Raw genomic sequence first — 12049 nt, forward strand, 5'->3', positions numbered from 1 at the left:
AACACAGGGGAAAGAGAGTTAGATGCCAGTTATGAGTGGCATATTCAAGCTTAAATAAAATTTACTAAGCATGGCTAGAAGAATGAATTTTTTGTAATTGGTGAGCCATATTCATATCGTAGGGGATTGGTCGGCTCATTGGGCGATAATCTCGATCAATCGAAGCGCTATGTCTTAACACGGCGTTCACCAATACACAGGCTGAATCGCTGAGATTAATGGCTCCATGCGGTACTCCCGGCGGAATTTTTACCACCTGCGGCTGCGCTTCGCTTAACGGAATGTATTGATACTTACGATTTTGTAATACAACCAGAATAAAACTGCCGCGCACGACTAGCAGCTGATCGGTTTGAGTGCGATGAACGAACAGATCGTCGATCGTCTGAGCCGGAATATTCACCAGCATGGTTTCATGGCTCGATTGCGGCGTGTAAAACTCCGCCATGCCGCCCTTGATGGATTCGAGTGGGAAAATTTCAACCTGTGTCTTTAACCCCATACCGACCTCCCATATCCGCTTTCTCCCTAATCTAATTGAGGCAAAATTAAACTTTTGTACCTGTTATCACAAAAGTTCACGCTTTATGGTATATCGCTTTTTTGGAATGAATTCGATCGATAAGATTGACATTTGACCGGTAGCGCATTAATACTATTATAGTACGAAGGTACTAAAAATTCACTTGCCCCAGGAGCCGCGATGACAGAACTGAAATCAGAAAGCCAGTCAACCCGGATCACTCAGACTCAGCCAGGCACAAAACGGCAGCTTGCGCAACCGATCGCTGATTCCCTGAGCGCGAGTGAATCGAACCCGGAGTCCGCTGCAAGCAGCGATGAGTCTACCACTGATGCGACCTCTCCGAAAAAACGCCGCACCACGAAAACTGAAAAAGCACCAACTGCAAAAGCTGCTAGCACAAAAATCTCCGCATCCAAGCGCCAAGCGACTCATAAAGCAGCGAATCAAGCTGCTTCCACGCGAGTAAAGCTCACCTGGGAAGCGTCCCCCTCACTCGAAGCTGTGCTGGCCCAATTTAACGAGCAACTGAACGCCACTTGGGTCGCGATCGACGAGCTTAAATCCACGGTCGAACATATGCAGGCACAAGAGCGCACTCGCTCTGCTCATCCAGCGCCGCCTCAATCTACATCTGTGCGCTTGCCGGTTGAACCCGCTCCCGTTCGCGCTCCACAATCTACTCGCAGACCGCCTCAAGCTGAGATTCCGCCCTTCCGCCCGACGAGTGGGGTGAATCCCATTCATCCCACTCGTATCCGTCGCCGCAAGCCTCTATACCCCCTGTTGCAGCGCTGCCTCAAACTACCCGAACAGAATGCTGCACTTGCGATCGATGCTGCCGTTTGGATATTAGCAGCAGCAGGGCTGCGGATTGGGCTGAAATACTGGGTTGCAGCAATGCCATTTCTTAACATTCCAGTGATTGTGTTGATGTGTATTCCGGCATTGTTAGCCGCTTACGCCGCTTTCTTTATTCCTCAAGCCAATCGAATTGGAATTTACCGATTGTTGCTGGTGACTTTGGGATTGTTCGTCGGAGGCAAACTATGACTGAAAAAATTACCTCTAACCAATGGTTAGCAGGGGTTGCAGGTATCTTAGCGCTGGGCATCTTCTTTCAAGCGATGGGACTCCCTTCATTTGGAAGCAAAGATGCAGGGCTAGACTGTCAAGGATCAGTACGATCGCAGCAAACCGTTTCTGAAGACCAGATTGCAAAGCTGATCACGCTGAAAAACGGAGACCCGAAAGATGCAGTCCGCAAAGCCTTAAAAGAGCCTTACTGCACCCTTTCTGCACTCTCGCTCCGGACTGGAACACAGACTGAGCGTGAAGCTTATCGAGTGGCATCTGATGCACTAGAACGATCGACTTCTCAAACGTTTATTGTGGTTTCTTATGAAGGGAATCAATATCTGGGGTATAAGTTCTGGATTCATTAAAGCGGGATTGATTCTGCTTTTAATGTCTAGCTGTTCTGCTTTCCCCCACAGTCAGAACCTGATTTCAGAACCCAAGCTCTATCAAAGCTGGCAACTCAAGCCGGGAGATGAGATTGCAGGCGCAAAAGTGACGGGCGGACTCGGAGATATTTCGATCGCTCTGAACGGTCAGTCGGTGTATGCCCCCTCAGACGGAGATGCGTACATCGACAAACGCGGCTGTGTGTACTTTGCAGGTGCAGATACACCCGCATATTTGTTCCGTCTGTGTGGATTAGATCGTCCGAAGCTTGGAACCTTGAAAGCTGGAGACGCGATCGCCACCGGAACCATTCTGCAATTTGCCACCTTACTCAAGCAAGCCGACGAAAGCTGGGCACTCGTCGAACCCGATAAAAGCTTACTGCAACGAACTCTAAAGCCACGATGAAAAAACTTGCTTCTTTGATGGTCAGCGTCATCGTCTTGACGCTGAGCGGAATGCGATCGGCGCAAGCTCAAGGACTACTCACCTTTAGCCCGCCCACCTCTAAAGCAAATCCAGTCACTTCTCAATCTAAAATCACATCATCTGTCACTGGAACCAGCCCGAAGAAATCCGCCGCGATCGGCTTTCAAGCTCCTGCTCGTCCTGCTCAATCTCCTGAAACTGAAGGAGTAAAGCGCCCGAAAGCATTACCCCAAGCCAGTGTTGCAACCAATAACGCTCTGCCAGAGGCGTGTAGGAATTGTGGCAATGATCAAAATGGTCAAGCCGCCGCTCAATCGGACGATCGCTTAGTTGCAGTTGCACCTGATGAACTGTTTGAAGGCGGTTCAGACTCCCTGGTTGCTAAGGCAGTCGGAAGCGCGGAAGGAACCCGTACTCCCGATGGCAGCAAAACCTGGGCGTACAAGGGGCACGTCGATCCAGGTAACGGGGTGTGGAACGTGGGTAGCTTCTCTTATCAACATGGTGCGGATTCTCCCGATGATGCCGATCGTCGTCAACTTGCCCGCCTGCGGAATCAGTATGCTGCGATCGAGCGGAATGCCATTTCTGCGGGGTTGCGGCTTGGACTCGAAGAACAGCTAAATGGCATTGATTTGGCAAACCAAGCACCGCTCGCAGCACTCGAAGAGGGTGGCTATGTCGATCGTCTCCGGCAAGCCTATACAGAGGGTTTACGCGGCTCGGAAGCAGTTCTTCACGCTCGTACCTATTCGTATCTTGATCCTCGGACGAATCAATGGGATGCTCCTGGTCTTGGCAACAATTACTACAGCATCAAGCGCGATCAGGCGCGACGGCAAGATGCGATTTACCAGGCAATTCAAAGTCATCAGCAAATGGCACGATCGCTCCAACGTAGCGATGATATCCGAGTCAGCCGAAATAACTAAGGTTGTGATAGATGGTCTTAGGCATAGGAGGTGAATTGTTAAATTAAAGGTAGAAGACCACACAACGCTGAAATCTAGAGGCAAACTGAAAGTAATCGCCCAATCTTCACTACACCAGGGGTAAGGTTATGACTGAAGCAAAAGAAGGCATTACGATCAAACAACGCCTCACCAAACTTGTTGATCAAGCGCGTGATGCTTGCGGTACGAATGGAACGATGTCGGATGAATGTGCAACCGCTTGGGATGCAGTCGAAGAAGTTCAAGCTGAAATTTCGCACCGTCGATTAGATGGAAAAGGGTCGTTGGCTGCTTATTGCGACGATAATCCTGATGCGGCTGAATGTCGCATTTACGATGTTTAATTTGACAGAGCGCGAGCTACAGAGTTTTTAGTTTTGAGCGGATAGCTGCCCCCAAATTTCTCAGTAAGAAGCTTTGAGACCAACAGATTGGATCGGTGTCAAAACTTCTTGCTTTAGAGATTTGAGGGGCTTTCTGTGTTTACCAGTTTCGCAACTTGGTTTTAAAAAAGTTAGCCCTCCGCTTTTGAGTAGCGGAGGGCTAACTTTAAGTCGCTAGACTAAACGCGAGTCAATTAGAGACCACCGACCGCGATCGCGCCTGCAAGAGCCGATGCGCCTGCCGAGATTAACGCGGTTCCAAACAACCACCAAGCTGCTGTTTCTGCCGCTTTGCGGGTTTCTTCGGCTTGCTTTTTGGCTTGTCGCTTGACTTCCTCAAGCCGATGTTGGGTTTCGGTTTGAATCCGTTCTGCCCGTCGCAGAACTGAAGTTCTCGCGTGTTCCACTTGATCGACAATCCGGTTTGCTTCTGCTTCCGAAATGTCCTCGCGGGACGAGAGCAGCGCTACAACCGTCTCGCGGTTAAAGCTACCTAAACGATCGCGCAACGCATCAAAGCCCGCTTGCGGATCATGGAACAGCGTCCGCAGATCAGTCCGAATGCCTTCATAGTTCAGCTCCGGGCGATCCAGCGAATTCAAGTAATTGCGAATGCGATCGAGGATGCCGTCGATTACACCTTGAATCCGGTTCTGGATCGCTTGGATCTGTGCCATGAACTGTTCACGCACCGAAAGCACTTGATCAACCACGCGGTTCGCTTCTTCCTCGGTCATGTCGTTTCGTTGAGCTAGAAGCGCCACGATCGTTGAACGATCCATGTGGGATAAGCGATCGCCGAAGCTACCAAATCCAGCTTTTGGATCGCGCAATAGCAATTGCAGATCGCGCTTGATGCTGTCGGGGTTGAGTTCTTCTTTGTGCGTATTCCGCAGATAGCTCTCAAAAGCCGATTGGAAGTTGAGTACCCGCTGTTGGGTTCTCGATGCCAGGCGACGCGGCGATCGCGCTACACTCCGAATGGACGACAGCACCTGATCGACCATCTGATTGGCTTGCGCTTCGCTGAGATCGGGGCGTTGTGCTAACAGTTTGACGATCGTGTCGCGATCGACTTGCGACAGTCTTCTTCTTAGACGAGAACCGCCTGTTTTCGGATCGCTCAGCAACGCATTTAGATCGCTCTTGATGCCATCCGGATCAAGTTCAGAGAGATGGGTGTTGCGGAGATAGCGTTCGATCGTGCTGATGACGTAATCGATTTGATCTTGCGCTTTGTGAACGGCGATTTGCGGCGCGTGCATCACCGTGTTTCGCACATCTTCAAGCTGACCGATGATCCGATCGGCTTCTTCCGGCGCGAGGTCTTGACGCTGCGATAGCAATTGAACGAGCGTATCGCGATCGAACTGGCTCAGGCGTGCCCGCAGTGCAGAAGATCCAGCTTGCGGATCGTCAAGCAACAAGCGGAAATCGCGCTTAATGCCTTCGGGGTCGAGTTCGGATTTGTTGGTGTTTCGCAGATAAGATTCGACTCTGAGTCGCAGGGCTTCGGCTTCAGAACGAACGCGGTTTTGCGCTTCTTGAGCTGAGTTGAGGACACGATCGCGCGTGCTTTCAAAGCGAGTAATAATGCGATCGGACTCTTCCGGCGTGAGATCCTGACGCTGCGATAACAACTGCGTCAGGGTATCGCGATCGAAATGGCTCAAGCGATTCTTCAGCGCGTCGTAGCCTGCTTCGGGGTCTTCGAGCAACAGCGACACTTCCCGCTCGATCTCGTCGGGGTCGAGTTCATCTTTGTTCGTCGATCGCAAGTAGTTCTCAACGCGACTGCGAAGATCGGTCGTTTCGTGATGGTCTTCAGCCGTTTGAACTTGGCTGAGAGTCGCTGCCCGAATTGTTTCAAGCTGATCGGCAATCTCAGCAACTCGTGCTGCCGGTAAATCTCCACGCTGAGTTAAGAGATTGACGAAATCGCCACGATTTAGCCGTTCGAGTTCGCGTCTCACCGCACCCGGATCGGCTTCCGGATCGTGAAGCAATTCGCGGAATTCGTTGTCTAAGGTTTCCCGATTGAAGTGCCAGGAATAGGTATTTAGCAGATAGTTCTCAACATCGGCTTTAATCGGACTAAAGCCCGACGAAACTTGACTCGTGGCTTTTTGTGCGCCCGACATCACCTTATCGCGAGCCGATTGAATCTGTCCGATGATCTTTTCAACATCGAGATCCTTCAGGTCTGTCCGCCCCATCACGGTTCCCATCAGAGTTGAGAAACCGAATTGCATCGCTCGATCGACCAAACCTGCTTGGTCTTGTTTTCCACCTTGCTGCGCCAAGTTCGAGAACGCATCGCGCATTCCCGACATTTGGTCGCGCATTCCCGACACTTGATCTTGCTGCGTATTTTGCAACATCTGACCTTGACGGCGCAGTTCTTCGGTGAGCTGATCCAAACGACGATTGAGATCGTTCATGTTGACTTGGCCGGATTGAACAGTCTTCAGATATTCCACCAACTCTTGCGTCGGATCTTTGCGCTGATGGCGACCGATCGTATCTTTCCAAACTGCATCAAGCTGATCGATCAAACGGTTTGCATCTTGTTTCGACAAATCGCTACGATCGCTAATCAATTTCGCAAACGTATTGCGATCGATATGGCGCAGCCGATCCATCACCTCGACCGCAGAACCACTACCCATCACGCTTTGCAGTTCTGGATCATTCACCAACGTTTCGAGTTCACGCCGCACCCGACCAAAATCTAATTGTGCAGGACGAAGCCGTTCGATGTAGTCTTCGAGAGAATCCCGAATATTGGCAGGATCGATCGCCGAACCCAATTCCCGCCGGACTGCTGCGGCTGCCGCTTCTGCGGTCGAGACAACTTGCTGATTAACGGCTCTTGCTCCGAGTGCAGCCGTTGCCGTTCCGACGATCGATTGGAATCCAGCCGTTGCAGTATTGACCACTGAACCGACCAGCGATCCCACTGTCGTAGAACTCACCCAAACGAGCAGAGTAAAGTATGCCGCCCAGATCACTAGACCGACGATCGCACCCAGCGCTGCGGTCGTTAATAAACTGAGTTTCACCGCCAGCAAGCAAGCGATAAACAGCGAAATGGTGACGGTAATTAATGTCCAGAGACCCACAGCAGTACCGATTTTGCGAATCGTGCCGCCACCACCGCTAGAGTGCGAATGATGCGAATCATGATCATCCGAAGAATGTCCGAGGTAAGAAATCCCGGCAGCAACGGATAAATTCGTAAACAGTAATTGGAATGCAAATGCTAATACAATTCCCGAAATTAGAGCAACAAAAAATCGAGGGCCTGAAAATACCAAAGCAGCTTGCTCCGGTGTTGTGACTCCTCGATCGATTGGAACTTGTGCCAGGATCTGACCGAGTTCCCAAGTTAAATTTGTGACTTGACTCATAGAAATTCCCTCATCAGACTTCGCCCAACACAAGAGATGTGTCAGTGAGGCTGCAATTTTGAAACACTACCTTTGATGCCAGAATCGCTGAGGCGAGAGCGGATAAGCATCTTTCTCAAGTGATAGACCCCTCAACTGAAAGGAGTAAATCGTCTGTTTTAGCTTGGGGATCAGTCGATAGGAGGTGTTTACTTGGATGGAACGATGGCAGCTACGACGAGATCGAGTCCCACCGCTCTCGATGCTTTAAATAGAAGTCGATCGCCCGATCGAATCAATTCATTCAACCGCGATATCACTTCTGTCTGTGTTGTGAAAGTCTCGGACGGAACGGGAGAAGCCGCGATCGCCATGGCTTGCGCTTCATCCGGGTCAGCCAGAATCAACAATTGATCAAGCTGCAAATTTCTCACTTGTTCACCGACTTGCTGATGGTACTGAACCGACCAGTCACCAAGTTCTTTCATCGTGCCAAGCACAGCAATTCTACGATCGCCCTCAGTCTGAGCTAACAGCTTTAGAGATGCCAGCATCGACTCTAAACCTGCGTTGTAGCTTTCATCGAGAATCACCACATCGTTGGGTAATTCGTAGCGTTTCGCTCTGCCACTGGGCAATTCAACTTCGACCCCTGCGGTTAGCCTTGCAGCATCGAGATTTAGAGTTTGAACGACGGCTAAAGCGGCTAAGAAGTTGAGCGCGTTATGTTCACCGGGGAGCGGTAATACAAACTTCAACTCACCGACCTGTAACGTTTCTGCATCAATGAGTTGTCCTTGTAAATCACCCCCCTGCAATCCGTAGGTGATGGTTTGACCTTGCCAAACTTTCTCAGCCGTTTCGAGCAATAAAGCATTATCGTGATTCAGAATTGCAATGGCATCTTTGGGCATTTCTGCCAGCAGTTCACATTTCGCCTGAGCGATCGCTGCTCTCGATCCCAATCTCCCAATATGTGCGGTTCCTACATTCGTAATCACGCTAATACCCGGCTCTGCAACTTGTGATAACAATGCGATTTCCCCAGGCGCTCTCATTCCCATCTCAATCACAGCAAAATCGTGATCTGAAGTTAGTTCTAGGAGTGTCTTCGGAACACCGATTTCATTGTTGTAATTTGCTTGCGTTTTGTGGACTTTGCCATATTTCGATAAAACCGCTGCAATTAATTCCTTTGTTGTAGTCTTCCCGACTGATCCAGTAATTGCAATCACCGGAATTTTAAACTGTTTCCGCCACCAATGCCCGATCGTTTGATACGCCTGCAAGGTATCCGAAACCACGAGAACAGGTAAATCACCCGCTTCAAATTGAGCATCCACGATCGCCGCGACCGCACCTTGCTCGATTGCAGTCTTTACAAAATCATGCCCGTCAAACTTCTCACCCCGCAAGGCTAGAAAAATCTCACCCGATTGGATCGATCGCGAATCGGTTGTCAGACCGATCGCAGTTGCATCCGGTAAATTTTGAGCTGATGCTCCGAGGAGTGAAACCAGTTGATCTAGGGTTGCGTGAAACGACATGAGCAGTTGCGGGAGTCAGTAAGGTTTTGAGTGTACCGCTATCGGGGGTGCAAAAACTGCGATCGTGCCAATCCCACAAAATTTGAAAAATTTTGTCACGAAATAGCGATTTATCTGCTATTGTAGTTAAGGCTTAGGCGGATGTGGCGGAATTGGTATACGCGCACGCTTGAGGTGCGTGTGGCATTGCCTTGCGAGTTCGAGTCTCGCCATCCGCATGAAGTTGGAAGGGAGAAGTGATAAACTTCTCCCTTTTATTTTTGCAATGAAAATCAAATGCCGAGGAGACTGTTACAGACAGTAGAGATTTGATGATCGTCTCCGTCTAACTTCCCAAGGACGGGGGCAATCCGAGATTCTGCAATTCTCGAAGTTAATCAATCTAAAATACAATCTTGACAAGATTTAAGATTGTAAATAAATGTTTCAATAAGTAGCCCTATTCATGCCACTAAAGGTGTAGTTCGCTACGCTTTAGGATAGATGAAGGAGGAACAAATCAATGGTCACTGTGCCCGACAGCATTAGCTTAATCGACTTATCGAGAATTTGGATTCAGAAAGCGTTAGAAGAGATTACAGCCGAAAACGAGCCAGTTGAACAACCGATCGAAACCGAAGAGGAAGAATAATCCCTCACCCAAGTTTTTTAAAAAATGGTCTAGTCCTGTAGATTTCCAAAGCTGAAGCAGTTTTGCAGATTTACCGAGCTAGACCATTCGTTTTAGGAATTCGATCGTCCCCGCGACAACAGATGATCGATCGAGAAATTTCCGCCGCCCCCGACAGTAAACAAAAGATAAATCAGCATATACAGCGAAGCTGTTTCTACAGGCCCAACGTCTAATCCTGTTTTTTTCAGATGGAAATAAACCGCGATTAGCATTGTGAACGTTAAGGACAACGCACTGATTCGCGTGAAGAATCCGAAAATTAGCAAAATTGAAGCAACAATTTCCGTATACGCTGCACAGTAGGTGAAAAATAATGGAAACGGGAAGCCAATCACACTCATGACATTATCAACAAAGCCTTGAACATCAGCTAATTTACTAAAGCCATTGTGAATCATTAATGCACCCACCAAAACGCGCACTCCCAACCAAACCGCTTGAAACGCTGGATTGAGGCTAAGGTCGGACTGCAAAATCGTTGAAAGGGGCGATCGCCCAGACGGAGTAACGGTCATTTGTTAGCTTCTCAAAAATGGTACTGGTTGCATCTTACCGAACCCAGATCAAAAATCGAAGCTTTACGTTACTGGAATCGTTACATAACTCAATCGTCTAAACGGCTGTCTATCCCAAGACTATTGTAAGCTTAAAAACATAAGCCTAAAAAAGAAGCCTTTAGGTAGACGATCGCTCGATTCTCCCACTGTTACTGTTAACAAAACAACTTACATACCACCCATTCAAGCAAGGACAAAATTTATGTCACACTTTAGTACACTCCGCAGTAAAATCACCGATGCAGAATTGCTTAAAGTTTCGTTGCGCGATCTGGGTTTCACAGTAGAAACCAACGCTGAAGTTCGAGGAATGGGCTGTCAGCGCGTTCACGCAGACATCGTTGCTGTTTTAGATGGTAGCTATGACATCGGCTGGGTACATAACGAAGATGGCACGTACAGCATTGTTGCAGACTTGTGGGGTGTCGCAAGAAAGCACAACCTTGCAGAACTGATGACCTCGGTGAACCAAAAGTATGCAGTACAGCAAACTCTTAGCGCGGTTGCAAAACGCCCTGGTTTGCAGAATGCAAACATTCAAGTGAAGGTTCGCGGCTAATTGCACGAGCGCTAGATCTCATAAATCCTTTACAGAGTCCTTGCTGCACCCTGTAAAGGATTTGTTTTATTTGGCGGCTCCGCTTAAAACTGCATTGCCATCTTGGAAGTTAATATCTTTTACGGTCAAGCTGCGTAGCTTCAGTTCGAGGTTGAGTTGGTCTTGCACTTTTTGAGGAGACACCCCTAAGCGGTTCGCCACTTCAGTGATCGTAAAGCTCATGTTTCCCACCTGAATTTTGGCGTTTTGATCGAAGTGTAACTTGCCGTTTTGGATCTCAGGCTTGCCCTCTATTCCGATGTAAACTTTGCGATCGCTCATCGGAATCTTTTCGGTAATTTGCGTTAACAATGCCTGGTGTTGCGATCCGATTCCGCTATTCTGTAGCTCTTTAATATCCACAACCGCTCCAGTTTTTAGCTGGTCATTTTTCACTGAAGTTTGAAACCCTTTCACTGAATTGGGTAAACCTTTACCGCCACTTTTCTCAGTGATTTTGGTGACAAGTAAATCGTTTAATTCTTGAGAACTCAGTGCAACCTGAACAGGCTTAGAGGGCTGAGGCTCCGGGAAATTGGGCGTAATATTTGTACTGGCAGGCTGCGGATTGGTTTGAATTTGAGCGGCAATTTTTCTTTCGATCGCAGCACCGGATTCTTGAATTTGAGTATAAGTTCGAGGGCTAGACTGTTCCTCAGCGTACCAGTCTGGTAATTGGGTGAACTGTCGCCAAAAATAATAACCACCGGATACTGCTGCCACTGCAATTCCTGTTAATGACAAAAGTAGAATCTTTGATCTTTTCACAGCTACCTCAAATCAACCTTTATATTTCTTGACGATAATTTAGTCCATTTATTCAGGTTAGGCAAACTCTAGCGCACCCGTTGTGTACGGCAAACACCCCAACGACTGAGCGTTCATTCGCTAAAATGAAAAAAATTACTGGGCTGGATTCATGATTCCTACCGTTATTGAAACTTCCGGACGGGGCGAACGCGCCTTTGACATTTACTCCCGACTGTTGCGGGAACGAATCGTGTTCCTCGGTAGCGCGATCGATTCGGATGTTGCCAACCTCGTCGTTGCGCAACTACTGTTCCTCGAAGCCGAAGATCCGGACAAAGATATCTATCTCTACATCAATTCCCCCGGCGGTTCGGTTTCCGCGGGAATGGGTATCTATGACACGATTAAGCAAATTCGCCCGCAGGTGTCTACAATTTGCGTCGGGTTTGCTGCCAGCATGGGTGCATTCTTGCTCAGCGCTGGAACTAAAGGAAAACGCATGAGCTTACCCCACTCGCGGATTATGATTCACCAGCCGCTAGGGGGCGCACAAGGACAAGCGACCGATATCGAAATTCAAGCGAGAGAAATTCTGTATCTCAAGCAGCGACTCAATTCGTATCTGGCAGATCACACCGGACAACCGCTTGATCGGATTGAACAAGATACTGAGCGCGATTTCTTCATGTCGGCTGAAGAAGCAAAAGAGTATGGATTGGTTGATCAAGTGATCGATCGTCGTCCGTCTGCGGCTCGTCCTGCGGTTGTGCAGTAGTTTAG

At 48.8% G+C, this 12049-nt stretch carries 13 protein-coding genes and 1 tRNA gene; 9 read left to right on the top strand and 5 right to left on the bottom strand.

What is annotated here, in order from left to right:
* Nucleotides 1–64 precede the first annotated feature (64 nt).
* Nucleotides 65–502, bottom strand: a complete 438-nt coding sequence (locus NC980_RS18250) for a WxcM-like domain-containing protein (RefSeq protein WP_190376059.1) — start codon at nt 500–502, stop codon at nt 65–67.
* Nucleotides 503–703: 201 nt separating this feature from the next.
* Here NC980_RS18250 and NC980_RS18255 point away from each other — a divergent pair, with 201 nt between their 5' ends.
* The 5 genes from NC980_RS18255 to NC980_RS18275 all read left to right on the top strand — a co-directional run bounded on the left by NC980_RS18255 (nt 704) and on the right by NC980_RS18275 (nt 3716).
* Nucleotides 704–1576, top strand: a complete 873-nt coding sequence (locus NC980_RS18255) for a hypothetical protein (protein WP_190376060.1) — start codon at nt 704–706, stop codon at nt 1574–1576.
* Entirely contained in the window at nt 1573–1968 is a 396-nt protein-coding gene (locus tag NC980_RS18260; RefSeq protein ID WP_190376061.1) for a hypothetical protein, read from the top strand. Before NC980_RS18255 ends, NC980_RS18260 begins: the two co-directional genes overlap by 4 nt.
* A gap of 22 nt (nt 1969–1990) precedes the next feature.
* Entirely contained in the window at nt 1991–2398 is a 408-nt protein-coding gene (locus NC980_RS18265) for a hypothetical protein (RefSeq protein ID WP_348253941.1), read from the top strand.
* Complete coding sequence (locus NC980_RS18270; protein ID WP_190376062.1) at nt 2395–3351, top strand: hypothetical protein; 957 nt, start codon at nt 2395–2397, stop codon at nt 3349–3351. The genes NC980_RS18265 and NC980_RS18270 overlap by 4 nt, the downstream gene beginning before the upstream one ends.
* A gap of 128 nt (nt 3352–3479) precedes the next feature.
* Nucleotides 3480–3716 (top strand): Calvin cycle protein CP12, encoded by a 237-nt coding sequence (locus NC980_RS18275; RefSeq protein ID WP_190376063.1) that lies wholly within the window; start codon nt 3480–3482, stop codon nt 3714–3716.
* 233 nt (nt 3717–3949) lie between these two features.
* On the opposite strand, the gene NC980_RS18280 is transcribed toward NC980_RS18275, so the two are convergent.
* Together NC980_RS18280 and murF are read right to left on the bottom strand one after the other, a co-directional pair.
* The gene (locus tag NC980_RS18280; protein ID WP_190376064.1) at nt 3950–7165 is read right to left on the bottom strand and encodes an MFS transporter; all 3216 of its coding nucleotides are present in this window, start codon (nt 7163–7165) and stop codon (nt 3950–3952) included.
* 188 nt (nt 7166–7353) lie between these two features.
* Nucleotides 7354–8691: a UDP-N-acetylmuramoyl-tripeptide--D-alanyl-D-alanine ligase gene (gene murF, locus NC980_RS18285; protein ID WP_190376065.1), complete on the bottom strand. Its 1338-nt coding sequence runs from the start codon at nt 8689–8691 to the stop codon at nt 7354–7356.
* Between the two features lie 137 nt (nt 8692–8828).
* Between murF and NC980_RS18290 the strand changes: the two genes are divergently transcribed.
* Nucleotides 8829–8909: transfer RNA gene (locus tag NC980_RS18290), tRNA-Leu, on the top strand.
* A 284-nt stretch (nt 8910–9193) separates the two neighbouring features.
* Nucleotides 9194–9322: a hypothetical protein gene (locus tag NC980_RS18295; RefSeq protein WP_277881337.1), complete on the top strand. Its 129-nt coding sequence runs from the start codon at nt 9194–9196 to the stop codon at nt 9320–9322.
* Nucleotides 9323–9414: 92 nt separating this feature from the next.
* Here NC980_RS18295 and NC980_RS18300 read toward each other — a convergent pair whose 3' ends face one another.
* Nucleotides 9415–9879, bottom strand: coding sequence for a DoxX family protein (locus NC980_RS18300; protein WP_190376066.1), 465 nt, complete (start codon nt 9877–9879; stop codon nt 9415–9417).
* 244 nt (nt 9880–10123) lie between these two features.
* Here NC980_RS18300 and NC980_RS18305 point away from each other — a divergent pair, with 244 nt between their 5' ends.
* Complete coding sequence (locus tag NC980_RS18305) at nt 10124–10480, top strand: DUF1257 domain-containing protein (protein ID WP_190376067.1); 357 nt, start codon at nt 10124–10126, stop codon at nt 10478–10480.
* Nucleotides 10481–10546: 66 nt separating this feature from the next.
* Here NC980_RS18305 and NC980_RS18310 read toward each other — a convergent pair whose 3' ends face one another.
* Entirely contained in the window at nt 10547–11287 is a 741-nt protein-coding gene (locus NC980_RS18310) for a hypothetical protein (protein ID WP_190376068.1), read from the bottom strand.
* Nucleotides 11288–11438: 151 nt separating this feature from the next.
* Here NC980_RS18310 and clpP point away from each other — a divergent pair, with 151 nt between their 5' ends.
* Nucleotides 11439–12044: an ATP-dependent Clp endopeptidase proteolytic subunit ClpP gene (gene clpP / locus NC980_RS18315; protein ID WP_190376069.1), complete on the top strand. Its 606-nt coding sequence runs from the start codon at nt 11439–11441 to the stop codon at nt 12042–12044.
* Nucleotides 12045–12049: the final 5 nt, after the last annotated feature.

This window comes from Leptolyngbya sp. AS-A5, from assembly GCF_039962495.1.
GTDB lineage: Bacteria > Cyanobacteriota > Cyanobacteriia > Leptolyngbyales > Leptolyngbyaceae > Leptolyngbya.

Coding starts and splice junctions, on each gene's coding strand:
- NC980_RS18295 (WP_277881337.1), top strand. CDS start 9,194: ATGGTCACTGTGCCCGACAGCATTAGCTTAATCGACTTATCGAGAATT.
- NC980_RS18260 (WP_190376061.1), top strand. CDS start 1,573: ATGACTGAAAAAATTACCTCTAACCAATGGTTAGCAGGGGTTGCAGGT.
- NC980_RS18250 (WP_190376059.1), bottom strand. CDS start 502: ATGGGGTTAAAGACACAGGTTGAAATTTTCCCACTCGAATCCATCAAG.
- NC980_RS18275 (WP_190376063.1), top strand. CDS start 3,480: ATGACTGAAGCAAAAGAAGGCATTACGATCAAACAACGCCTCACCAAA.
- NC980_RS18305 (WP_190376067.1), top strand. CDS start 10,124: ATGTCACACTTTAGTACACTCCGCAGTAAAATCACCGATGCAGAATTG.
- NC980_RS18270 (WP_190376062.1), top strand. CDS start 2,395: ATGAAAAAACTTGCTTCTTTGATGGTCAGCGTCATCGTCTTGACGCTG.
- murF (WP_190376065.1), bottom strand. CDS start 8,691: ATGTCGTTTCACGCAACCCTAGATCAACTGGTTTCACTCCTCGGAGCA.
- NC980_RS18280 (WP_190376064.1), bottom strand. CDS start 7,165: ATGAGTCAAGTCACAAATTTAACTTGGGAACTCGGTCAGATCCTGGCA.
- NC980_RS18300 (WP_190376066.1), bottom strand. CDS start 9,879: ATGACCGTTACTCCGTCTGGGCGATCGCCCCTTTCAACGATTTTGCAG.
- NC980_RS18255 (WP_190376060.1), top strand. CDS start 704: ATGACAGAACTGAAATCAGAAAGCCAGTCAACCCGGATCACTCAGACT.
- clpP (WP_190376069.1), top strand. CDS start 11,439: ATGATTCCTACCGTTATTGAAACTTCCGGACGGGGCGAACGCGCCTTT.
- NC980_RS18265 (WP_348253941.1), top strand. CDS start 1,991: ATGTCTAGCTGTTCTGCTTTCCCCCACAGTCAGAACCTGATTTCAGAA.